This is a genomic window from Leptolyngbya sp. 7M, from assembly GCF_018128485.1.
Map to the genome: position 1 here is coordinate 6172181 of NZ_CP070897.1, position 23253 is coordinate 6195433.

Annotated in this window: 23 protein-coding genes and 4 pseudogenes; 11 read left to right on the forward strand and 16 right to left on the reverse strand. The window is 50.1% G+C overall.

Annotated elements, in window-relative coordinates; translation table 11 throughout:
• Positions 1–3: 3 nt before the first annotated feature.
• The gene (locus tag JVX88_RS43520) at positions 4–2127 is read right to left on the reverse strand and encodes a glycosyltransferase (RefSeq protein WP_211622736.1); all 2124 of its coding nucleotides are present in this window, start codon (positions 2125–2127) and stop codon (positions 4–6) included.
• Between the two features lie 592 nt (positions 2128–2719).
• Complete coding sequence (locus tag JVX88_RS39775) at positions 2720–4204, reverse strand: AAA-like domain-containing protein (RefSeq protein ID WP_225931261.1); 1485 nt, start codon at positions 4202–4204, stop codon at positions 2720–2722.
• Between the two features lie 376 nt (positions 4205–4580).
• Between JVX88_RS39775 and JVX88_RS32935 the strand changes: the two genes are divergently transcribed.
• On the forward strand, positions 4581–5465 hold the full coding sequence (locus JVX88_RS32935) for a metallophosphoesterase (RefSeq protein ID WP_211622743.1): 885 nt from the start codon (positions 4581–4583) through the stop codon (positions 5463–5465).
• Between the two features lie 204 nt (positions 5466–5669).
• On the opposite strand, the gene JVX88_RS32940 is transcribed toward JVX88_RS32935, so the two are convergent.
• Positions 5670–6230: a phosphoribosyltransferase gene (locus JVX88_RS32940; protein ID WP_211622745.1), complete on the reverse strand. Its 561-nt coding sequence runs from the start codon at positions 6228–6230 to the stop codon at positions 5670–5672.
• 234 nt (positions 6231–6464) lie between these two features.
• Between JVX88_RS32940 and JVX88_RS32945 the strand changes: the two are divergent.
• A pseudogene (locus tag JVX88_RS32945) lies at positions 6465–6677 on the forward strand (ATP-binding cassette domain-containing protein); the annotation flags it as partial.
• Here the strand turns inward: JVX88_RS32945 and JVX88_RS32950 are convergent.
• Complete coding sequence (locus JVX88_RS32950; protein ID WP_211622747.1) at positions 6661–7083, reverse strand: glycosyltransferase family 2 protein; 423 nt, start codon at positions 7081–7083, stop codon at positions 6661–6663. The pseudogene JVX88_RS32945 and the gene JVX88_RS32950 sit on opposite strands and share 17 nt — an antisense overlap.
• A 282-nt stretch (positions 7084–7365) precedes the next feature.
• Here JVX88_RS32950 and recR point away from each other — a divergent pair.
• A pseudogene (gene recR, locus JVX88_RS32955) lies at positions 7366–7950 on the forward strand (recombination mediator RecR); the annotation flags it as partial.
• Positions 7951–7952: 2 nt separating this feature from the next.
• On the opposite strand, the gene JVX88_RS39780 reads toward recR, so the two are convergent.
• Complete coding sequence (locus JVX88_RS39780; RefSeq protein ID WP_225931262.1) at positions 7953–9146, reverse strand: C45 family autoproteolytic acyltransferase/hydolase; 1194 nt, start codon at positions 9144–9146, stop codon at positions 7953–7955.
• A 237-nt stretch (positions 9147–9383) separates the two neighbouring features.
• Between JVX88_RS39780 and trxB the strand changes: the two genes are divergently transcribed.
• Positions 9384–10529, forward strand: coding sequence for a thioredoxin-disulfide reductase (gene trxB / locus JVX88_RS32960; protein WP_211622750.1), 1146 nt, complete (start codon positions 9384–9386; stop codon positions 10527–10529).
• Here trxB and JVX88_RS32965 read toward each other — a convergent pair.
• Complete coding sequence (locus JVX88_RS32965; protein WP_211622752.1) at positions 10469–11110, reverse strand: tetratricopeptide repeat protein; 642 nt, start codon at positions 11108–11110, stop codon at positions 10469–10471. The two genes, trxB and JVX88_RS32965, sit on opposite strands and share 61 nt — an antisense overlap.
• Positions 11111–11467: 357 nt before the next feature.
• On the opposite strand from JVX88_RS32965, the gene JVX88_RS32970 reads away from it, so the two are divergent.
• Positions 11468–11860: a hypothetical protein gene (locus JVX88_RS32970; protein WP_211622754.1), complete on the forward strand. Its 393-nt coding sequence runs from the start codon at positions 11468–11470 to the stop codon at positions 11858–11860.
• Here the strand turns inward: JVX88_RS32970 and JVX88_RS32975 are convergent.
• The 8 genes from JVX88_RS32975 to JVX88_RS33010 all read right to left on the reverse strand — a co-directional run bounded on the left by JVX88_RS32975 (position 11857) and on the right by JVX88_RS33010 (position 15601).
• Entirely contained in the window at positions 11857–12204 is a 348-nt protein-coding gene (locus JVX88_RS32975) for a hypothetical protein (RefSeq protein WP_211622763.1), read from the reverse strand. The genes JVX88_RS32970 and JVX88_RS32975 overlap by 4 nt on opposite strands.
• 21 nt (positions 12205–12225) lie before the next feature.
• Positions 12226–12465 (reverse strand): ISAzo13-like element transposase-related protein, encoded by a 240-nt coding sequence (locus JVX88_RS41415; protein ID WP_211622765.1) that lies wholly within the window; start codon positions 12463–12465, stop codon positions 12226–12228.
• Complete coding sequence (locus JVX88_RS41420) at positions 12462–12932, reverse strand: transposase (RefSeq protein ID WP_211622767.1); 471 nt, start codon at positions 12930–12932, stop codon at positions 12462–12464. The genes JVX88_RS41415 and JVX88_RS41420 overlap by 4 nt, the downstream gene beginning before the upstream one ends.
• Positions 12933–13044: 112 nt before the next feature.
• The gene (locus tag JVX88_RS32990) at positions 13045–13542 is read right to left on the reverse strand and encodes a HigA family addiction module antitoxin (protein WP_211622769.1); all 498 of its coding nucleotides are present in this window, start codon (positions 13540–13542) and stop codon (positions 13045–13047) included.
• Between the two features lie 156 nt (positions 13543–13698).
• Positions 13699–13995, reverse strand: a complete 297-nt coding sequence (locus JVX88_RS32995) for a type II toxin-antitoxin system RelE/ParE family toxin (protein WP_211622781.1) — start codon at positions 13993–13995, stop codon at positions 13699–13701.
• 226 nt (positions 13996–14221) lie between these two features.
• Positions 14222–14413, reverse strand: a complete 192-nt coding sequence (locus tag JVX88_RS33000) for a hypothetical protein (RefSeq protein ID WP_211622783.1) — start codon at positions 14411–14413, stop codon at positions 14222–14224.
• A 43-nt stretch (positions 14414–14456) separates the two neighbouring features.
• Entirely contained in the window at positions 14457–15188 is a 732-nt protein-coding gene (locus JVX88_RS33005) for a dinitrogenase iron-molybdenum cofactor biosynthesis protein (protein WP_211622785.1), read from the reverse strand.
• A gap of 146 nt (positions 15189–15334) precedes the next feature.
• Positions 15335–15601 (reverse strand): FeoA family protein, encoded by a 267-nt coding sequence (locus JVX88_RS33010; protein WP_211622787.1) that lies wholly within the window; start codon positions 15599–15601, stop codon positions 15335–15337.
• On the opposite strand from JVX88_RS33010, the pseudogene JVX88_RS44675 reads away from it, so the two are divergent.
• Positions 15600–16169 (forward strand): annotated as a pseudogene (locus tag JVX88_RS44675) (filamentous hemagglutinin N-terminal domain-containing protein); the annotation flags it as partial. The gene JVX88_RS33010 and the pseudogene JVX88_RS44675 overlap by 2 nt on opposite strands.
• A gap of 684 nt (positions 16170–16853) precedes the next feature.
• Here JVX88_RS44675 and JVX88_RS44680 read toward each other — a convergent pair.
• Positions 16854–17129 carry a hypothetical protein gene (locus JVX88_RS44680; protein WP_225931801.1) on the reverse strand — a complete coding sequence of 92 codons (276 nt, stop codon included), beginning with the start codon at positions 17127–17129 and terminating at the stop codon, positions 16854–16856.
• A 156-nt stretch (positions 17130–17285) separates the two neighbouring features.
• On the opposite strand from JVX88_RS44680, the gene JVX88_RS33020 reads away from it, so the two are divergent.
• The 5 genes from JVX88_RS33020 (at position 17286) to JVX88_RS33040 (ending at position 21834) form a co-directional block, all read left to right on the forward strand.
• Positions 17286–18560 carry a TolB family protein gene (locus tag JVX88_RS33020; protein WP_211622791.1) on the forward strand — a complete coding sequence of 425 codons (1275 nt, stop codon included), beginning with the start codon at positions 17286–17288 and terminating at the stop codon, positions 18558–18560.
• Positions 18561–18624: 64 nt separating this feature from the next.
• Positions 18625–19200 carry a hypothetical protein gene (locus JVX88_RS33025; RefSeq protein WP_211622793.1) on the forward strand — a complete coding sequence of 192 codons (576 nt, stop codon included), beginning with the start codon at positions 18625–18627 and terminating at the stop codon, positions 19198–19200.
• A gap of 170 nt (positions 19201–19370) precedes the next feature.
• Entirely contained in the window at positions 19371–20273 is a 903-nt protein-coding gene (locus JVX88_RS33030) for a hypothetical protein (RefSeq protein WP_211622795.1), read from the forward strand.
• 2 nt (positions 20274–20275) lie between these two features.
• A complete protein-coding gene (locus JVX88_RS43525) occupies positions 20276–20845 on the forward strand; it encodes a hypothetical protein (RefSeq protein WP_211622797.1) in 570 nt (189 codons plus the stop codon).
• Entirely contained in the window at positions 20743–21834 is a 1092-nt protein-coding gene (locus JVX88_RS33040) for a type IV pilus twitching motility protein PilT (protein ID WP_211622799.1), read from the forward strand. Before JVX88_RS43525 ends, JVX88_RS33040 begins: the two co-directional genes overlap by 103 nt.
• A 157-nt stretch (positions 21835–21991) precedes the next feature.
• Here JVX88_RS33040 and JVX88_RS33045 read toward each other — a convergent pair.
• Positions 21992–23239: pseudogene (locus tag JVX88_RS33045) on the reverse strand (NAD(P)H-quinone oxidoreductase subunit 4); the annotation flags it as partial.
• Positions 23240–23253 lie beyond the last annotated feature (14 nt).

Genomic DNA, 23253 nt, shown 5'->3' on the forward strand with positions numbered 1-23253 from the left:
AGGTCAGCTGTTTACGGATATATCGGTGCGAGGTCTCGGTAACGCAAGTGCTCTTATTGTAGGAAGGATATATTTAATTAAAAGTGATGAACTATGCACTATTGAGACGGACTGTGTTATTGACGTCGAGCCATACTCCCCATCTTCGCTCATGCTCTGGAGGAAGTCGGGCCGAGACTGAGTATCGCAAGCCTCGCCCAAGGGAACAATCCGTGAGTTGCAGCAAGACATTATCTGACTCCACGCCTGTAGAGTTGGAGCACAGTCAAAGCGATGCCGCAGTGCCTCACAGGTCTGCCGCAACTCCGGCTCATATTTATCCACTTCGCTAGTTTTTTGCGCTGCATGCATCCGGTACTGAGCAATCGGATGTCCAATCACGTATAGCCTTGCCCCTTGGGCAGCGAATCGTGTCCACAACTCATAGTCCATACTGTAGAACAATGATTCATCTACATATCCACCACTCCGCTCCCAAATCGAGCGGGTAAACATCACCTCAGGCTGATAGAAGAATTTTCCTTTCAGCCAACAGCGATCCAGATCCAGCAAATCACCGAGAGGCAGCAGACCATCTACACAGGATGTAAGATGCTGTTCAATTTCAATTCCATCCCGAAATAATTGACAAACTCCCGCGACTACATCTGCACCACTCGTATAAAACGCCAGGGCCATCGCATACAGCGCATTTGGAGCCAAGCGATCATCGCTATTGAGCCAAGTCAGAATTTCTCCTGTTGCCTGTTGAAAACCCTTATTAAGCGCATTGCTCTGTCCTTGATCCGGTTCACTGATCACATAGGAAAAATGGTCTCGGTACTGATTCACAACTTGCATCGTGTTGTCAGTAGAACCACCATCTATCAAGATATGTTCCACGTTGGGATAATTTTGGTGAATTACCGAAAGGATGGTTTCTTCAATGTATTCTCCCTGGTTGAAGGAAGGCGTGATGATTGAAATTTTCGGCCAGGGTTGGCCATTGGGTAGAGTGGGTGGTATGGGACGGGGATCTGCTCCGTAAGGCCAGGGTTTAACAGACTGGTTCTCCTTTGCCTGAGTTGACATTTCATAGACAACGGCTGTTTGGTTCAACTTAGCTCGAATGTCAACCGTATGAGGAGCAAATTTAAGGGCAGTATTGTAGGCAGCAATCGCTGCTTCTAGGTTTTGAGCGGCTGCGTAGGCATCTCCCAATTTTGTGTAGACCGATGAGTGGGGTGGAGAGAGTTTTTCATCTTCATCTGTTACCGGCTTGAGAGTAGCAGAGCGTAAAGCAACATTTGCACCGGGAGCACTCACAGCTCCATTAGAGTGGGTCAATCCATCTGTCTGTTTCAACTCCAACAGCAGTTGATTGAGACGCTGCTCAATTTGACTCAATGAAGAAATAAATTGGTGTATTGTTTCTGATGCGATATAGGACAAACTGGTGGAAACTTCAAGGCTCAGAACGCTGAAGTAGCTGCGTAGCGTTGCTGCCAATAAAGGACGAGACGGAATGCAGACATCAACTCGGTCAGCAATCACAGCATTGTGGTCATCTAGGGGCGGCAAATCATCTTCAAAGTCAATTCGAGCTTCTACTTCGGCCAGAATATCCAAACAGGTAGCTCGCAACTGGCGAATCGGATGGGCGAGTTTGCCTTGCAGTCCGGCTAGGGCGGTTTGGGCTGCCTGAGGCGACTCCGCTCCAACTAGATCGGCAATGCTTTCGGCTTGAGTCAGGTCTAGGCGTCCGTTCAAAAAGGCCCGCAGCGTGAATTCCCCCGGTTGAGCCAGCCTTGCCCCTTGCTCTAAGCACAGCGACAGCACCTGCTGCACCGCCATAATCCCACCGTGGCAGTGAAACTCCACCACATCTTCGCGAGTATAGGAGCGGGGAGCCAGCATGAGCAGCAGCAAGGCTTCGTCGATGATCTGCTCGGTTTGGGGATGACGCACATAGCCGTAGAGAATGCGATGGCTTTCCCAGGTTTGCCGTCCGGGTGCATAAAACAGAATGCGAGCAATCGATATGGAGTCTGGCCCCGACAGACGCACAATCCCCACGCTGCCCTGCTGTGGCACAATCGCGGTAGCAATCGCGGCAATCGTATCTTGGCTTAAGGGTTGGGCTGACATCCGTTCTGCTTAAAATTTGATTGCGTCTATTCTCACTTTAGTGTTTATTCCAGCGCTAGCGATCATAGCGAAGGTTTGCATAGTTAGGATGGGATTTAATCAAAGTTGGGTCTAACTCTAACTGGCAAATAAATCATTCCAGCAGATGATCATTGAAGGCAAAGCGTTTGTAGCTCGCCATTGAGAAGGGAAATGAAGGGGGGCTGGATCTAATTGAGCTTGGCGCAACTGCTCGTGATACTTTGCCAGATTCAAAGCGCTTAGAGCAGCATTGAAGTGAAAGTCCAGCTTTTGCCGTCATATTTGCACTTGGCACCCCGTGGCTTTTGCACCCCAGATGCGCTACCTTGCCACTCCAATCAACCCAGTATTCCACCCGATAAAGGGGAAGGGTTGACTGTAGTGTTTGCGGTAGGTCTTCTCTGGCAGCTCACTATAACGACTCAAGTTGGTGAAGTTGACTTTGCCAAACACCAGAACAATTGTGGAAAACAGCGTCATGAGAAACTTTTGTTGCGGTTTACTAAATGCCCCATTTTGGCAAACAGGGCTTGTAGAATATTCTGCATGGCTACCTCTTGGGTGTTCGATCTCAATGTCGGCACCTTACAAACGGAGGTAGCTTTTGCGGAAGCTGCTCAATAAACTCATGGGCTTCTGCTAATTTTGCGGCATGAATGATCTGTTCACTGCGGATATCAGTACGGTTTGCCAGTTCTTGCGTTTGCTGCTGGGTAAATTCCTTGAGTTTCAGGGGTTCACCCACGTTGAACGGCGATTGGTTGATTCTAAATTGACTATAATCTTCAGTTGAGTAGGCTAAAACCATGCGCAACTGTTTCCAGATTGCATCATCTCTGCCTTTCTCAAACCAATTGCGCAACATGCCAAAAAAATCCGAAGCAATCTCTGGCCGAGAAAAGATACGATCCACTTCATCGACACCAAGCACTAGCGGCTTATTGAGCTGCGCCAGGACATATTTTTCAAAATACTCGGTACAGGTCGCAATCGATCCCAGAATTTTGGAATGACCAGTTGGGCTGGGTTGCTCTAATCCCAATTCGCCGCCAATTCGCTCACAGAACCAGGGCAGAAAACTATCCAAATCCGTCAGTACCTTTTGCTCCACATCTCCCAAACTGAGATAGACCTTCTTATACTTCTGCTGCGTCGCGTAGTTGAGGATCCTGGACATCAGTGAAGTTTTGCCCATGAGATGCGGAGCCATGATCCGGAGTAATTGTCCTGGTGCCTCGATTGACTGATAACGATGGGATTCGTTGGAAAAGCGTTCGATATAGAGTGACGATTGCAGCGGTACCGAACCGGACGGATACTCGGCTAGCGAGGCTTGGGGAGAAGAATTGGTTGGGCGAGATTGTTTTTTAGCTTTAGCCGACTTGATTTTTTGCATCAGTACAGGCGTCAGGCATTCAGGCACACCAATCATTTGAATCGCATTGCAGCCAACTTTATAGGCAAACTCGATTGTGCGGCCTGCTCCCAGCGCTTTATAAAAACCCACTGCAAACTCAATCGCCGCCTGATCGCTAATCGCACTGCTCATGCCAATTACATAGGGAATGTGCTGAGCAATTGCCTTTGCCTGTGCTTCGGAATAGCAGCCGTTCAGCACCACACATTTTACTTGAGCCGCAAACAGCTCAAACAATCCGCTCAAGGCCGCACCGTCCACTAAAATGGCTTGCCCTGAGTCATCTTCGAAAAACAATCCGGTCTGGGTTAATTCTAGGACTGGGCTGAGGCTTCTATCTTGCTGAGTTGCAGCATGGGTTGCAGCGCTAGTGTTTTGTTTAGTTCCATACTCAGCAGCCGTTTTGTTTCTATCATGTCCTATACCGTGACCCGAAAAGTGAACGATCTGAGGATCGATGTCTAACATTGCCTGAAGAATATCTCTGGGACGGACAGCCCAACGCTGCTCTAGGACAACTGCATCCCGCTGTCTAGAGCGGCGCAACCAGAGCGATTCCCAATTTGCAGCACTACGGTCATGGAAGCCGGTTCCTTGAGCAGTTTCTCTTGAGTGGTCCTGATTTGATTGACGGATCAAACCCAAATTAATATCTGAATTGAACCCTAAAACATACTTTGCCTTAATTCGCTTGAGATGGGCGGATTATTATAATTTATTTAGCTAATCTTCAAACCATCAGGATTTTTGCCTGTAGACATGGAAGGTAGGATTTGACCTGTTTCTAGAGTTCCCATATCTAATTACACCAGCGCAATTGCAAAATCCAGATAACTATAGCGTTTAATAAATTCCTTGAAGACAAAATAAGTTCAAGTTCGCCTGAGCTGTTGGTTTGGGTAGCTTCACCGGAATTTACGACTCAGAATTTAACAGCCGAATGTTGCGACGATAACACCCTATGTGAGATTGCCTTTTGGTAGGCTGGGGTGGTTTCTCAGGAAAGATTGATGCTATGCACAAGCTACTGTCGGGTGGATTGAGCGTCGAGCAGATCACGGTTGCCATTGCTGATCTGCCATCCTCTTTGGAAGGAACTAAACTGGTTCAGCTCTCTGATTTACACTTCGACGGTTTGCGTCTGTCTGAGGCAATGCTAACCCAAGCCATTGAGGTGAGTAACGCAATCCAACCCGATTTAGTCGCTTTGACTGGAGATTATGTCACTGACGATCCAACGCCTGCCCCTGAGCTAGCTCAACGGCTGCAAACGTTGCAGAGTCGCTTGGGTACCTATGCAGTTTTAGGGAATCATGACATATGCCCTGCGGGCGCGCGTGTCCAGGTAACAGCAGCCTTTGAAGCAGTGGGGATCCAAGTCCTGTGGAATCAAATTGCCTATCCATTTGGCACCGGGTTACCCGTGGTCGGTTTAGCAGACTTTTGGTCGAAAGAGTTTGATCCAACGGTGCTGAACCAACTCAATCCGGACATTCCACGCCTAGTGCTCTCCCACAACCCAGATACAGCCGCACCTTTGCAGCGATGGCGAGTGGATCTACAGCTCTCAGGCCATACGCACGGCGGCCAGGTGGTAATCCCGGGGCTAGGGCCATTGCCAACTTGGTACCAAGCCTTTCGACGATACGTTCCCAAATCTTGGCGGCCTTGGATTCCCTATATGCGGGAAGACTGTTATAAAGTCGTGCGCCATTGGCAGTGGGCACAAGGACTACATCGGGTGGGCGAAAATTGGCTCTATGTCAATCGTGGTTTAGGAACCTATTTGCCTGGTCGCTTGTTCTGTCCGCCTGAGCTGACAGTGATTACAAGCTTAGAGCGTGCGGGTAGAGTCATGCCGCAAAAAAAAGCACAAAAAACGTTACAGATTATGGGTTAATAACTCCAGGTCTCAGTCCAAGCAAATATCCTCGGAGATTTCTTCAAAACGTCCTAGAAACAACATGTATTGCTATTGTATTGCCAATCGATTCGAGTGGGTGAGTTGTTGCAGTAACGTCATGAATGGCAATACTTGAAGCAGAATTTATACACACAACTCGCTAACCCAATTGGGTAGATCCAATCAACATCAAAATTAATCTTAAGAAATTAAATCAATTGGTTCATCGGCAACCGATGTCGCTGTCATTTCCCCGGAAGTAGTAGTGGCTAAATCGGCCAGGTTCATGTGTTCATAAGCTTCAAAGGGTTGATGAATCCAAGGGTTGTCGCTGAGATAGTCCACGTAATAATCCGGCGCAATTATAGAGCAAGCTTTGTACCACAGGACTGCTGTGCGAACCTCATCAACATAAAAGCCATAGTGCCGATCTAGCCAAGTTAAGGTGCGCTTAAGGCTTTCGCCCGAATCCACCAGGTCATCTACTAACAGCACATGGCTACCCAAGTTGGGGGTGGTCATGGTTAGATCGCGGGAAAACGTCAGCGAACTGCGGCTTTGCTTGCCTGGCCCTCGGTAGGACGACGTTGCCAGAATTGCCAACGGCAAATCAAAAATCCGGGATAGGATATCGCCGACTCGCAGCCCTCCGCGAGCCAGACAGATAATTTGGTTGAACTCCCAGCCCGACTGATAAATCCTTGCGGCAAGCTGCTCAATTTTTTGGTGGTATTCCGTCCAGGAAACATGGAGGTCTGACATATCTGACATGGAGGGCCGATGAGGTTGATGTTGCGGAAGATGAAAAGCATCATACCAACTGTGGCGGGTTTGGGAGGTAGAAAAGTTTTGCAGCCTTAGATCAAGGGATCGAGATCGAACGAGTCATGATATTCTACAGTAATCGCATCGGGAAACTAGGGTTTAGTTTCCCGTCGATCACAATCGAGTCGTATTCAGGTCATATGCAAGTCATAGAGTAGGAGGGCCATTGCAGTGGGCATTGTCGTGGAACGGGTATCGAAACAGTTTGGCGACTTCAAAGCGGTAGACCAGGTCGATCTGGAAATCGAGACTGGCTCGCTTGTAGCGTTGTTAGGACCATCGGGATCGGGAAAATCGACGTTGCTGCGGATCATTGCCGGGTTAGAAACCCCAGACAGCGGCAGGATTTTGTTGACCGGACAGGATGCTACGCAACAAAAGGTAATTGGCTACCAAAGTTTTGGGCCGGAGTTAGAACAGCTCGCCCTGCCGCAGTCGCTCGCCGGTTGCCTAAAATCAGGTCATACTCGGCGGTGGTAGCTAGAAGCGAGGGCAACTGGGATAGGTCATCGCTGCCATCTCCATCGCAAAACAAAATCCATTCAACCTGGGCCGGAAGGTGCTGGAGTCCGCGCCAGCAGGATTGGCCATAGCCCGGTATGGGTTCAGTGACCACTTCTGCACCGGCCTGCTCAGCAATGGCTCCACTGCCATCGGTGCTGCCATTGTCCACGACGCGAATCTGAGTTAGTCCATAGGACTGTAGGGTTTGAATTACAGCAGTAATTGTCTCGGCTTCATTGCGAACAGGAATCAACACGAGCACAGGCAAGATTTGGCAGCTAATCATACTTCAACCCCAGGTGAACGCCTTAGATTAACCCGCAATCCCTCAGCTTGCCTAGGCAATCGATTGGCTGTCCCGATTAACCAACATCGGGATGAGATGCGGCTGAGAAAACCCTGAGAAAAGGGGCAGAAGGCCAATCAGTCATTCGCTTTTTCCCTGCCATAGCAAAATCTAGTGGCAAGCCGCCGGAGATTGGGTAAAATCGCTATGATCAAGGAGAAGTGATTGATTTGCTCTTAATTTGCATTTGACTTGCATTAATTCGGAGGCACTCCAACGGTTTACACACGTCCCCTAGCTCGCTTAATCGAGCAATTGCAGCGCCTGCCCGGAGTTGGACCCAAAACGGCTCAACGTCTAGCGCTCCATATCCTCAAACGTCCAGAAGCCGATGTCCAAGCCCTGGCCCAAGCGCTCCTAGAAGCGAAACAGCAAGTTGGTCTCTGTTCGGTGTGCTTTCACCTGTCGGCTGAACCCGTCTGCGAAATTTGCCGCGACCCCAACCGGGAGCAGCAGACAATTTGCGTTGTATCTGATTCTAGAGATGTGATTGCCCTGGAACGAACTCGCGAGTATAAAGGCAAATACCACGTCTTGGGCGGATTGATTTCACCAATGGAAGGTATTGGTCCCGATCAGCTTTATATCACCCAGCTTGTTCGCCGCGTTAGTAAGCAAGATATCAAAGAAGTAATTTTAGCAATTAACCCTAGCGTTGAAGGTGAAACCACGACTCTGTATATTGGTCAATTGCTCAAACCATTTACGAAAGTAACCCGAATTGCCTTTGGTCTACCAATGGGCGGTGACCTGGAATATGCCGATGAAGTGACGCTAGCTAGGGCCTTAGAAGGGCGGCGGGAGTTGGATTACTGTCGCAGGGAACCGTTGCCACCCGGACTGGCATCGTCGTCGAATAGATCGAGCGGCGAGGCTTCTAAGGTATCGGGATTGACCCGGTCCCGTCCGATGCGGACCATCCCCGCTGCATCGAGGGTTCCATAGAGTGAGCTAATGCCATCGGGTTCCATTAGCTGGGAAAACCGCCTGAAGCGGGTGAGGCTCGATTCGCTGATCGGGAACCGCTGCCGGTCGAACATTTCTTCTAGCACGATGTGATTGGTGACATAGAGGACATCGTTCTCCTGGAGTTCTCGCACGCCCAGGTTTCTGCCAGTAAACTCAAACACGCCTGCTTGCTTCGATTTGCCGTCGGTGATCATGACTAAATCGGCATGAACACGGGGCTGGGTTTCCATGATCTGGCGGGCTTCGGCAAAGCTCGTGGCCGTTTTGAGCACTTGTCCCAGGATTTGCACATTGCTGCGGCCATGCATTGACAGTTCACCAGGACCAGGATGGACCGTATCGAGTCCCAGAGTGATGCCAGCGATGTTCAAGCCCCAGTTGGGCCAAACCACGCCGGGATAGGTGATAAACACGTGGGGCAAACCGTCGTTGGGCTGGCGGATAAACACAACCGGATTGTAAATGATGTAGTTGATCGGTTTTTGGTCGTTATCCAGCGTACTGCCATGATAGAGACGGCCATCTACGGTAGCCTCTCCGGTGGCAACCCACTGGCTACAGCCATCCCAAAACAGAATATCGGGCAGAGTGCTGGCAAAAATTTCCTGATAGACATCGCCATAGGCCAATACGAGGCAGGCATCCATCGTCATGCCAATGTCCTGTGTCGCATCGGCCAAGCCCCGGCATTCTTCTACTTTTTCTGGATAGGAGCGCAGGGCAGACAACCGACCGAGGGCCAGTCCCCTGCCGGCAAAGCGAAGTGTGCTAATAATGTCGCTGCCCAGAGAGGCGATCTCGTCATGCAGGTACTGTCCATGCTGATAGCCCATCTCATAGGGGCTACCCTGCAACCACACGACTTTGATCACGCCGTAGTCTTGGCGATGGGGTGCAACCGGCCGCCAGTTAGGAGGGAGAAATTGGGCAATCTGGTCGGGTGAAATCGTGGGAGCAGGCGGCAGGACTACCTCCGTAGCGCTATCTGGATCGCAGGTACAGAGATTTTCAGCAGCCGAAGCTTGCAGTTCCACCAGCCAATCTTCCAGACTGAGGACGGCTCCCCGGACACCGCCACTGGCTTGAAAGCGGCTGGCATTGCGTCCAAGGCGGGCCAGTCGTCCTCATCATGTCATTGCGAGTGTTCTATTCCCTTGTCTAGGTCAGGCGAGGGAGTTTTTGTTTGGGAATTTAATTCTCTTTGCAAATCTCAACAATTTTAGATACAATTGACTGCAATAAGCGTAGTCGTTATGAGTTTACTTAGACCTATGGCAAACCCAGCGGTAGAAAATCTGGTCATCATTGGTTCCGGTCCGGCGGGTTACACAGCTGCAATCTATGCGGCCAGAGCAAATTTGAAGCCTTTTGTGTTTGAGGGGTTCCAAGCAGGTGGCCTACCGGGTGGGCAGTTGATGACCACAACTGAGGTGGAAAATTTCCCCGGTTTTCCAGATGGAATTATGGGACCTGAGTTAATGGATCGGATGAAGGCTCAAGCATTGCGCTGGGGGGCTGAATTGGTGACTGAAGACGTGACTTCGGTAGATTTCAGCCAGCGTCCATTTGTGATTCGTTCTGAAGAACGAGAAGTGCGGGCGCACAGCGTAATTATCGCCACTGGTGCAACGGCAAAGCGGCTTGGGTTGCCCTGCGAGCAACAATTCTGGAGTCGGGGTATTTCGGCCTGTGCGATTTGTGATGGCGCTACGCCCATTTTCCGCGGTGCGGAGATTGTGGTGATTGGCGGCGGTGACTCGGCGGCTGAAGAAGCAATGTACCTAACTAAATACGGCGATCATGTCCACCTGCTGGTGCGGGGTGACAGAATGCGAGCCAGTAAAGCCATGCAGGACCGGGTGTTGAAGAATCCTAGAATCACCGTGCACTGGGACACGGAAGCGCTGGATGTATACGGCGAAGAGGGCTGGATGCAGGGCGTCAAGGTCCGCAACAACAAAACTCAGGAAGAAAGCCAAATTCCGGCAAAGGGCTTGTTCTATGCAATTGGCCATACGCCAAATACAAGCCTATTTAAGGGCCAAATCGAGCTGGATGATGTGGGCTATATCGTTACCCGCAACGGTGTAGAAACTAATATCGAAGGAGTTTATGCCGCCGGGGATGTGCAGGATCACGAGTTCCGCCAGGGTATCACGGCAGCCGGATCGGGCTGTATGGCGGCAATGCTGGCTGAGCGGTGGTTGGCGATCAACGAACTCGCGCAAGAGTTTCATCAAACCAACTCTGAAAAACCAGCGGCTGAACCAACTCCCCACAAAACCGAAGCGGAAGAAGCGGCAGAGTTTGATATTGCCCGTACTCGTCATGTTGGTGGCTACGCGCTGCGCAAGCTCTACCACGAAAGCGATCGTCTGATCATGGTGAAGTACGCCTCGCTATCCCCAATGGTCTGAAATGCAACTGCTAAATTACACCAAGTCGCGGCTACCTGCGGCTGGTGTTGGAGCGCTTGCTGATAGGAGTGAATGGCACTGAGAAATTGCTGTCGCTGCTGCTGAATGTTGCCGAGCTGTTGATAAGCAGCACTGTAGTTGGGTTGATCGGCCACCAGCATCCGGTAGGTCTGTTCCGCCGCTTCTAGCTGTCCTAACTTCTGAAATGCTAGCCCTAAATTGAAGCGGGTATGGCTGCTTGGCTGTAGGGATAAGGCCCGTTGGTAGCACGCAATTCCCGCCGCTAAATTTCCCAAACTACACTGAACAACCCCTGCGTGGCTATGAAATTCGGCCCCGTTCGGATCGAGGTCAATGGCTCGCTGAATGTGAGCCAGGGCTAACTCTGCTTGTCCCTGCTGCAAGCAAATCAGACTCAGGAGATGCCATGCCTCAGCCTGATCGGGATAGCGCTGCAAGAATTTTTGACATTGGGTTGCGGCCTTAGTGAGATTGCCAGTTTGCCCAAGCTGCGCAATCTGCTGGAGTTGCTGTGCCACCGAAGGCCCGGAGCGAGATGAACCACGAGGCTGTTTCGTCATCGGCTACCATTTCTACGGGTTTCTTGTTAAAGATACACGCTAGATCGGGCCAGCGTTGCCTGACTTTTATGCCCTCCTAGTCCTGCGCCTTTCTAACCCAACTCGACTCAACCATTGCAGCCGATCTCTCAAAAGCATAGAGATTTGGCAAATATTTGGCGAGAAAGTCTGGAATGACCCAGCTTTAGTTCAAATTCGTGATGAACGACCACTTGCGAAAATCTCATAGATTCGTAAACTGATCTGTAAGCTTTTCGATCAGCTTTTGTAACTTCAAGTTCACATTCACCTGTCTCCTTGCCCTTACGCTCAGTAGGGTGTTGATTGTCTCAAGTCGTTCCTCAATTGGAGATAGTTATGCCTTCAAAGTTTTCCCGTTCTGTGATTTGGTCTACTGCTATCTTGACGGGTGCAGTGCTGATCACATCCATTGCTCCCGGTTCCGCCTGCCCGTTTAAGAAGGGGCTGAACTCAACGGATTCGGTGACTTCTAGCAGCCCTTCGGATTTGACCAACAACTCGCTCAATTTCAACCAGTTCGATACCAACCAGTTAGGAATTGCAGCTATTAGTCTAGCAGCGCTGCTGGGCTTGGGAGCAGGTGGCCTATTTCTCAAAGCCCGTCTCGCGAAGCGACAAGCTCCAGATGGGGCAGAAGCATCTCAAGTAGAGGCTACAGTCCGAGATCAATCGCGGTATTCTGAAGAGCTAGTAGGATGGGCACTGCCCACCCTACTGATGACCTACTAAAGGGGAAATTGCTTTAGCTCATCTGGATGCCTCAAAAAGTGTTTCTTATTGTTGTAGTACAGGTAGTAATACACCTCATAGTCCGGTTCTAATTCCTCCTGCACTTGTTGCCATAAATTGATTCCTTCTAGTCTCCAAGCTGTTTTTGCTTCCTCACTTGGAAAGCGAGAATTGGGAGGATAATCTTGATCGAGAGTTGCGTCAAGCGTAGCTTGCCATGCTAGCAGTCGATCGATCGTTTCTGGTTTTAGGGGAAGTTTAGTAGGATCAACATATCCAAAGTCGTCAATATCCCATATTGGCCATGCACCATATTCAGTGCGAATGCTAAGTTTTCTAGACATCACTGCTTCTCCTCAATTAGCTTATGGATTAAAGTTTGATGAGACAGGGTTGGCACCCACAATAAATCCCCATTCGTTATCGTGGTCATCTGCCTTTTTTGCCTCTAATGTCCGGGCTTTGCCATTGCGCGAGAGATTCCCGATCTTGACTTTGGCTTTGGTGTCAATCGACAGCCTCAAGGACTTGGAATTGGCATCAGAGAGTTGATTGACCTGAGCAACGTTGTCAAAGATGGCATCGGTTTGAACAATCTTTTTCAAGGGTTTGACTTTTTGTGTTTTTTTAGGCGATACCCCAAGCGGTTGAGAATCGCACCGATGGTCTGACGAGAGGGCAATTGCGACTCATCGTAGCCCTTCTCACAGATCAAGGCTTCCCGGACGGCTCTGGCGCTAATGCGGGCATAGAGAAAGGTTGATTGAAATTTCGGGTCGGCTTGCGCTTGCACATCGACTAAACTTCGAATATCCATCTCTAAAGGTGCTAGAATCTCTTCGCTTTTATGCCGTCCTCTCGCCTGATAGTTATCCACACAGACAATCCCACTGCGCCGCTCATGCAATCCCAGTTGTACGCTATCTCGATTCCAGCCTAATACCGTTTCCGTTTTCCGGGCTGACCCACCAAAATAGTCCTCAGCTACTTTTGCCATAAAGTCTCGCTTCTGATGCCCAGTCAGTTTTTGAGCCGCATCCTTAAAGGTTGCTTTAATCATGTCACTCAGCATAATTGGAGAATCTCCTGCTCTAACGTTTTTGAGCAAAGAAACAGACTCCCTGCTCCATGCCTACTAAATTGACTGGGATTCTAATTATTTGCAAGCCCCTTAGAGCAGAATGCTAACAGTAGTGGTAGTTTCCGTGAGCATTGGCTTCAGGTTGGCGGCTAGAAGTGTAGCGAAAATTGATCCCAATCTGCTTGGGATGCTGGTCTAGCGATAGAATACCCAGAAAACGACAGACCTCCTGCTCTAACTCCTCAGTTGATTTTGTGGCCGCCATCCAGTTTCGTTTGATCAACTCTGGAATTGGCAGTAACTGATAAATCTGACTGCGGCGACCAATCTGCTGGTTAAATCGGTCCTTGTGAGCTAGATGCAACCGATAATTGTTTTCGAGGTTCAGCCAAAATTGCGGAGAAGTCTCAAAAACCTCGGCTAGCTGAATAGCAGTTTCTGGAGTGATTTGTTTAGCTCCTTTAATGATCTCATTAATCGTTTGCACTGGACGCTGCATGATTTCTGCTAGATCTTTTTGCGTCCAGCCACGGGCTTCAAGTTCTTCAATCAAAATGTCTCCAGGTGGACAAACTTCTGCTGGTACAAGCTGCTGACTCACGCTTTCCTCCCTTTTCGCCCAATGATGGCGACGAACCTTCAAGGCTCTGTCTTTCGTCTGAGACATTAGACTCATAAGCCCACAATCACCCAATACTAATGGCAATTGTTGAATTCCCCTTGCCAATTTAGCGGTTAACTCGGTCGCTGCATTGGGCTAGTGATAGTCTACGATCTCTACAATCAGCAGATACTTCCTTTGTGCCTCCTCTCTGATTTCTAGAATCAGACGATATTGGTCATTTAATCGCATAGAATATTGCCCCTCTCGATCACCACAAAGCTTTTCAAACCTTCGGCTCTTGAGTGCAATGAAGTCTTGCACATCGGTAGCAGACGCGATGATTGTCATGACCCGAAAGAAGCTGCTCACGACTCCTTCGGGATAACGCTTTGCGCCCTTTTTAGAGGTGAACAGTGCTTCTAGTTTTTTAGATTTGAAGCGATAGTCCAAGACCGTTCTCCCACGACGTAATCGGGATGACCGATCATAATAACTGATTCAGTCTTGGGGTGAATCGCTGAATTCAATTTTAGAATTATTTGTGCTAAATATCTGTATCAGTACGATACTTTTTGACTTATTTAACGTGATATGCAACTAATTTTTGAAAAGAAAGTCCCACAGGCGATGCTAGAAATACAGCCCTTCTAGTTCGAGGTGGAACATATGTTTTCTATTAGGGTTCGATTTCTTCTATGGATATACCCAAAACATCAGCCACCTGCTCTACACTCAAGCCCATTGCAAGTAAACGGCTAATGGCATTTCGGTTTGCCTGTTCTGCTTCCTGCTGCATTTTGTCAATTGCTTGCAGAAATTTAGGTGTCCAAATTTGGCCTCCGAAGGTTAATCCTGTAAATGTCGTCATTGGTTGTGTTCCTCTCAATCGGGTTTTAGTAAGAAATAAAAGCCTACACCAGCGCTTTGTAATTTTTGACTCGCTCGCTGGCAGCAACTCCCAAAATTTTGGCCAACCAAGGTGGCGGTGAGGTAGCAATCGCCTGTTGCAGTTCGGCGAGTAAGGTCCTAGCAGAACCGCCTTGCTCTTTTTTGATTGGATAAATTCCAGCCTGCACCACTTTGGCCGCAGCCGGCCCACCAATAGCGACAATATACAGCACCGAGCAGTCTCGAATTAAACTGACGCGAAAGGCGTTTTTGTCGTCTGAGAAGTCGGCTGCTAAGGCCGAGCGAATGTCAACCAGCCGAATTTCTTCAGTCGAGAGTTGATAGATCAGATAACGCAAACAGGAACCAAAATGCCCATCTAATGATTCTTGATGATTGGAGGCTACCGCGACTCGAATCGAGTTGGGTATGTCCTCAGCTCGGTAGGGTTCAATGACAGGGAGTTGGTCAATTGCGTCTAGTTCACCCCAAAGGATGCGGACGGCTCTTTTGAGAGCTGCAATGTCAGTTGTGTTAGCATCTTCTCCGTCTTCTTCCCCATCGAGTTCGTAGGTTTGTCCCAATGCGGTTTTCAGATTCGTGACCGTAATCCGACTCAGGCTGGCTTCATCCAGAACACCGCCCAGGTAATCCTGCAAGGCTTCGATGAAATCTGTAATCGACAATTCTGGAAACAGTCTGGAGGCGAGGGCAATTCTCAGGGCCACTGCGTTGGAAATCGGTTGTTCAGCCATTTTTGGATCTTCTTGGTGAATGGTGAAATGGGTTGAGACAGGAGACAGGAGGTAGGAGGTAGGAGGTAGGAGAAAGGAGTTGTTCGACTACGTGTGGCAGATTACGTGTGGCAGATAATGAATAACTCAATCACTATGATGAACCGTCAATGACTCAGCGTTGAATGTTGAATTACTCGCACATAGATGGCATTAATTGTGGTTTCATCTAGAGCATGGCAGGTATTGCCGATTCGGACAATAAACCGAGGAAAGCGCTGCTCTAACGTAATTGTCCGTCCGGGGGTTAGTCCCATGCTTCGCAGGGCTTGAGCGGTAGCATCTCTAAGCGTATGGATGCTTGTGATCATGCCTCGTTCACCAAGCCGCAGCAATTTTAATGACGAATCCTGAGCCGAAAATGACTTGTGCATGGGACTAATCCTTCCTGGAGTCAATCAGGGCAGCAATCTATTTCACAGCTTTGAACGATTTGATGTGGAAGCAGGACGTGGAGCGTATTTTGATAATCCAGCAGGAATTGCCAACATTTTTAGTCGTGTGACGGGCAGAGACCGCTTGGATATTCTTGGCAGGCTAGGGGTGTTAGGAAATGCGAATCTATTTCTGATCAATCCAAATGGAATTCTGTTTGGCAGGGACGCCAGTTTAAATATCGAGGGTTCGTTTGTAGCCAGTACAGCCGATCGATTAGTCTTTGCAGATGGAAATGAGTTTAGTGCAGTTAATCCGCAGGCAGTGCCCCAATTGATAGTGAGCGTACCGCTTGGGCTACAGTATGGTAGTGCTCCGGGATCCATTACAGTAGAGGGAACGACCTTAGAGTACATAGTTGATTTCAATCTGTTCCCTGATCTAGGAATAGGCGTTGGAGACACCCTGGCTCTGCTAGGAGGTGACGTGCGGTTAGATAAAGCGACCTTCTTATTTTTGAATACTATCGAGCTAGGGGCAATAAAAGCAGGAACCGTAAGGTTAAGCTTTACTGGAAATCAACCAAATTTCATCTTTCCTGAAGTAGGTGGCCGAGCGAACATTGTCATTGTAGATGGAGGTAATTCCCTAATTGGCGGTAATCTTCGGGTTAATACAGGTTCTCTTGAGATTGATAATTCATCAATAATAATTGATAATGTTAATATCAACGCCAATGATACCGTTATACTTAACAATAATAGTGCAATTATTTCATTGTCTGAAAATTCTTCCGCAGATATCGGAATTAACGCAAGTTCCCTGATTTTAAACAACTCAAGATTGAGCGCCGATGCGAATGAGCGAAGGAACGCTGAGGATATTCGAATTAATACTCGTGATTCAGTTCTTATGCGTAATGCTAGTATTTCTAGCGTAGTAGGGTCTACGGCAACTGGCAATGGAGGAGATATTGAAATTAGAACAGGTTCGCTTGATCTATACCAATCACAACTGCAACTACAGACCCAAGGCGAAGGAAATGCAGGGAGGTTAGTTATCAATGCTCGTGATAATGTCTCTTTTAGAGAGAGCGCAGTTTTAAGCACGGTTACAGACACTAGCAAAGGAAATGGAGGTGACATTGAAATCAATGCAAGCAATCTATTTTTTATTAATAATTTGCCTACATTTCGAACCCAATCATCTCTAAATACTTCTACCTCAGGAATTGGTGATGCAGGAAACGTATTAATTAATGTTAGAAACTCCACTATCTTTGAAAGGAGAAAAGTGCGAATAAACACCAGCTCCGAGAAAGGACGGTTTTGTAGCGGCAGTATTACGCTTGGCCATTTCTTCCATCGCAGAGATCACTTCAGGCTCCGCAAGCGGATCGGTGATCTTCAGAGGCCTCCCAAGCTGCACATCTGCCGGTATCGAGCGAAAAAGCTCGTCCGCGCTCGAAAGACCGATCTCGGCCAGCATTTCCTGTCTTTCTTCAGGTGAATTAGGTATATATCTCATTCGTTTTCCTGCCGGTTTGTGAGGCAAGTTTAGTTATTTGATTCACAATGATGATAGCAAATCCACAGAACATTCTCGAAAGCCAGAAACAAACTGCGGATTTGATAATTGCCATTAGTCCGCTTAAACTTTCACAACCATTCATCCGGAGAATCTATGTTCAACAGACTGCGTTATTCATCGATCGTTATCTGCATTACATTTGCATTTATCGCTGTTCCTTTCGTGCCGGCGCAGGCCGAGCAAAAGCCGAGTCCGACCCCCGAAGCAACTCCGCCGCGGGCGAAAGACGGACGTAAGCTGCTGACGGCGATGGATCTGCTGAGCATAAAAGGCGTCGGCAGCCCGCGGATCTCGCCGGACGGGACGCGGGTCGTTTACACACTCTCTGAAACAAAGACCGAAAAAGATAAGGAGTGGAAGGCGACGACGCACGTTTGGGTCGTGCCGACGGCGGGCGGCACGCCGCGGCAGTTCACGCGCGGTGAAAACAATTGTACGTCGCCTGAATGGACTCCCGACGGCAAGATGATCGCGTTCCTCACCGACCGCGAAAAGGCGGGCGAGCGTCAGGTATGGATGATGCACGCAGACGGCGGCGAGGCGTGGCAGCTGACATCGCAGAAAGGCGGCATCAGCAGCTTTCGCATTTCGCCCGACGGAAATAGTCTGATATTCACCGCTACGGATCAGCCAACAAAGGAAGAGGAAGACCGAAAACGGGTAAAAGACGACACAATTCTTATCGATCAGGATCTAAAGATGACGCACCTTTGGTATTTCGACATTGAAAAGAAAGAGGCAAAACGACTCACCGAAGGCTCGTTTACCGTGAGCGATCCGCAGTGGTCACCCGACGGAACACAGGCATCATTCACGGCACGTCCGACGCCGAAAGCTGACGACGGCGGATTGGCCGAAGCGTGGATACTGAACATCGCGACCAAAGAAAAACGCAAGGTCGAGGAAACGCCGGGATCGAGCGATTCGGTCCGCTGGTCGTCCGATGGAAAATGGCTTGCCTACACCGGCAACAAGTACATGAAGCGTTCGCCAGCGACAGATTCACACAAGCCTGAGTCGGAGGCGGACGAAGCTGAAGACTTCGGCTGCTTCGGATGGCTGCGAGGCGTTCGCGACCGCTCCATCATGCTGGAGCTTCGGAAAAAAGACGGCCACACTCTCGCCATCGGCTACTCCTGGCTAGAGCGGGTGGAGTTCGAGCCTTCGGAGGGGATTACTCTCTATCTTCCAGGCCGTAAGATTCGGATCACGGGGTCAGGGCTGAATGCGGATGCTCGCCCCACCGTCCGTCTCTTCGACGGCATCATCCGTCATCGCGTGCCCTGGGTTCGTGAGGCAGACCGGTCGGAATCTCTGAAAGCACGAGCCGACGCAGTGGTCATCGACAGCATTGAGTGGGACTCGTAGCAGTTCCCCCCGAATCGAGCCATGTACTTTGCTGATACCATCCTCGGGAAGGAGATGGCAGCACATGGCCAAGAAGAAGACCAAGAAGGTGCCCAAGGCAGTTCGTCGCGGGAAGAAGCGTGCGCCGAAAATCGGAGGGCGTCCGTCTCGGGCCCTCTACATGTACGACTACGAAGGAGGCGGTGGGACTTGGGATATACGCCCTGGCGAGGTCGACCCCTCCGCTCGGACCCATCCGGTCATCCTTGACAAGATGTTCATGATGCTCGAGAGCGTGCTGAAACGCTTGAATGAGACCGAGCGGCCGAGCGACACTGCGCTTAAGCGGCTCTGGACGGAACTGACGCCCGATCAGCGTGCTCTACTGGGGTTTGCGTGGAAGTATGAGTCCACCGGGCTGACCTATTCCTCGATTGCCACCGGGTCAGGTTTCACTCGCGCGGGGACTGGGCCGCGATACCTGTCTGACAAGTCCATTCAAAAGTGTGCGAAGGCCCTTTTCGACAAGGGGCTGCTCGCACGTTCCGGTGACCGGAGCTTCATTCAGTTGACTGCGAAGGCGCACGAATTGGTCGAGTGGGCAAAGGCGGATGCAAGAAAGAGATCGGCCGCGGAAAAAAACCCACAGACTTCCGCCTGATTCCGAGCACTTCCGACAACTTCCGACTCCGCCTCGTAGATTGATCTGAGTGAGCGACGAGAGCCTGCATCACGCAGGCCGAGCGCCGTGGATCAACAGCAAGGAGTCGGCCATGAGCAGTATCAGTGGAATATGGGGAGAAACATCTTCCCACGCAGAGAACCGATCAGGTGCAAGGTCCTTCAGTAGCGTCTACCGAGCTGGGCCGTCCTTGGGCGGCTGGCGAAATCGTCCTGCGCTGCCTGGAACCAACCGCCGTGCCACTGTCAGATCCCCCACCTCGTCTGGAGCAGATCACTGATGAAAAAGATACAATTATGCGCCAATTAGCTCAGCATCCCACAGATGCCCTGTGGCAGTGGCTAACCTGGGAGCAAGGGGTGGTGGTGTTGACGAATCCTGCCCTGCTGGAATGGTATTATCAGCTGCAAACTAATTCACTCCCTTCATCTGCTGATACACTGGTCCATTCGCCTGCCTCGCAGCCCAACTTGCCGCAATCGCTAATTCAATCCACGGTGGATGTGGCTGTAAATACAGCAGTGAACGTTGGCTTCTGGTTGCAAAACGAGCTAGACGACATAGCTCAACAGCTACATTGGGTGCTGCTACCGCCGTTTGCAGCCGTGCGTTCCAACGAATATGCGGCTGTTTTGTTTCCAATGGTGGATGCCTCAACCATGCAGGAAATTGATCTGATTTGCAAGCAGTTAGCCAGAGATGGCGTCAAGATTCCTGCGGGTGCGCGTTGCGCTTATAATAATTTCAATCTGGCAGAGATTCCGCTGCGGCTCTATGCGGTGACCTGGTCCGAGTCTGAGGAATGGACCTTGCTATTGATTCTCAAATTACAATCAGCCCATCAGCCCGAACGTGCGATCAAACTTTGCGTGAATGACCAAAATGAAGTATTGGTAGAGGCTACACTCGATCCCAAGTCAGGCAATAATTCACTCTATACTCGGGTAGTTGGCGAAAAAGACGAACAGTTTCAGGTGATCTTGGCTTTAGAGAATGCCATGTTGACCCTACCGCCGTTTAGGTTTCATTTAAGTGAATCCGCCGGGAAATAACCATGACACTCCGCTTAGATATCCGCCAACATCAACAGCTTTGTGTGGTATTTCACCTCTCCTGGGGAAAGGGACAGTGGTGTTCGGCAGAATTGCCCTATCCAGAGCTGCTGATGCAGCAGTACAGCACTTGGCAAACGAGCTATCTCAATTTCTATCGCCACCTTTCCATACCGCCTGCACTGCCTGTTATTAAACCAGTTGCAGAGTCAGAGCTGGAGTTACGCGGACGAGTCGATGCAATTGGCAGTTTTGCTGCGACCGAAGATTGGCGTTCTAACCTGGTGCAGGCAGAGGCGCAGCTATTAGCAGAATTTCACCGCTGGCTCAACAGCAGTCAGCTCGCCGAAATCCGCAAGCAGATCGCTCAAATTGTGCAGCAGAGGAGCGGGCAGGAATCTCGCCATGTGGATGTTTTTTTAACCTGCAACGGCCCGCCGTTCCAGGCCATCGCCCCGCTCCGCCACCTATGCGAACCGGACGCAGCAAGCCTGCCCCTGGACAGCCTACGATGGAGCAGTTGGTGCGAGAAGCGTTTGAGAAGGGATTTTCAGATGTGCATGTCGGCGTAGGTGAAGTGCCCCGATTCCGCAACCGAGGCGAGATCGAAGTCACAGACTACCCAACGACCGATCGAGAAACTTTCTTTAGCTGGTTGAAGGAAATTCTCAGCGATGAAGAGGTCAAACGCTTCCAGGACACGTTAGATTTTGACGGTGCGACTCAGTACGAGTTTGCCCGTGTCCGGATCAATATTTTTGATTCGTTGCGGGGGCCGGCGATGGTGATGCGTCTGATTCCGCTGAAAATTCTCACAATTGACCAGCTCAACCTACCGCCTGTCTTCAAAGATGTGTGTCACTACCACAAGGGGTTGATTCTGATTACCGGCCCAACTGGCTCCGGTAAATCAACCACCCTGGCGGCGATGATCGACTACATCAACAACGAAATGCCCAAGAACATTATTACAATCGAAGACCCGATCGAATTTGTGCATACCAGTAAGAAATCCTTGATCAAGCAGCGGGAAGTTGGCATCCATACTCTCAAGTTCGACAGTGCCCTGAAAGCCTCGCTGCGGGAAGACCCGGATATTATTCTGGTGGGTGAAATGCGAGACCGGGAAACGGTCAACACTGCCCTCAAAGCCGCCCAAACCGGCCACTTGGTGATGGGAACCCTGCACACCAACAGTGCCGTTAAAACCATTGAGCGGATTTTGCAGCTCTATGAACCGGATCAGCAGGCTCCGATGCGCGTCTCGATTGCCGAATCGCTGGTTGCGGTGATTGCCCAAGGACTGTGTCGGACCACCGACGGCAAGCGGGCTGCCTATCACGACATCATGATTAATACCGACGCGATTCGGGACTATATTCGGCGCGGCGAGATCGACGAGATCGAGGCGATTATTCCCCGCTGTACCTTTGACGGTATGTGTACAATGAACCAATCCCTCTACAAACTCTACGAAGCTGGCCGCATCACTGAAGAGACAGCCCTAGAGCATTCACCCAAACCCAATGAAATGGCGCAAATCTTGCGTGGGCGAGTGTAGAAGATCATCAGTCATTAGTGCATTAGTCCTACTGAATACTGTGAAGGGGAAGGCTGAGTTTTCTCACCTTCCCCTAACGGCTTTTGATTGAGCAGGACTCAGCAGAGTGAAACTGAGAACTTTAGATTAGACAATCTACTAGTTGATTAATTATTGATTAATTGAGAGCCGGTGCCTCAGTCGCTTGTAAAGCCAGCGGTTTGATGGGCTGATCGCCCAGAGACGCACGAGCCTCCTGCAGCTCGGCAGTAATAGCCAGCGTTTTCGCGTCGTAGATCTGGGTCAGCAGCTTGGGATAGAAACCAATGCCGATAATCGGGATCAGCAGACAGGCGATGATAAACACTTCTCGCGGCTCAGAATCAACTAAAACCTCATGCTCAACCAATTCCTTGTTTTCGGGGCCATAGAAGATTTCTCGCAGCATCGAGAGCAGGTAGATCGGCGTCAGAATCACGCCCACCGCGGCCAGAATGACCACAATCACCTTAAATGGCAGACTGTAGGCATCGCTGGTGGCAAAGCCGACAAACACCATCAGTTCGGCCACGAAGCCACTCATGCCTGGTAAGGCCAGAGATGCGAGTGAGCAAGCCGTGAACATGGCAAAGATCTTCGGCATCTTCTTACCGACACCACCCATCTCATCCAAAATCAGGGTATGGGTGCGGTCGTAGGTGGCTCCCACCAGGAAGAACAGGCTGGCTCCAATCAACCCATGCGACACCATTTGCAGCATCGCTCCGCTGAGGCCCAGGTCGGTAAAGGACGAGATCCCAATTAGCACAAAGCCCATGTGGGAAATCGAAGAATAGGCGATCTTACGCTTCAGGTTGCGCTGGGCAAAGGAGGTGAGGGCAGCATAGATGATATTCACCACCCCCAAAATCACCAGAATCGGCGCAAAGTAAACGTGAGCCTGGGGCAGCATTTCCACATTCATCCGGATCAGGGCATAGCCGCCCATCTTCAGCAGAATTCCCGCCAGCAGCATGTGGACCGGAGCCGTCGCCTCACCGTGGGCATCGGGCAGCCAGGTATGCAGCGGAAAAATCGGCAACTTCACGGCATAGGCAATCAGAAACCCAGCATAGACCCAAAGCTGGAAGTTGAGCGGATAGTCCTTTGCCATCAGGGCACGCATATCAAACGTGGTGGTGTCGCCATAAAAGGCCATCGCCAAGGCTGCCACCAGAATAAATAGCGAACCGCCTGCCGTATAGAGAATGAACTTGGTTGCGGCGTAGAGGCGCTTCTTGCCGCCCCAGATCGAGAGCAGCAGGTAGACCGGAATCAGCTCCAGTTCCCACATCAGGAAGAACAAAAGCATGTCCTGCACGGCAAACACACCCAACTGGCCGCCGTACATCGCCAGCATCAAAAAGTAAAACAGCTTGGGCTTTAGCGCAGGCAAACTTG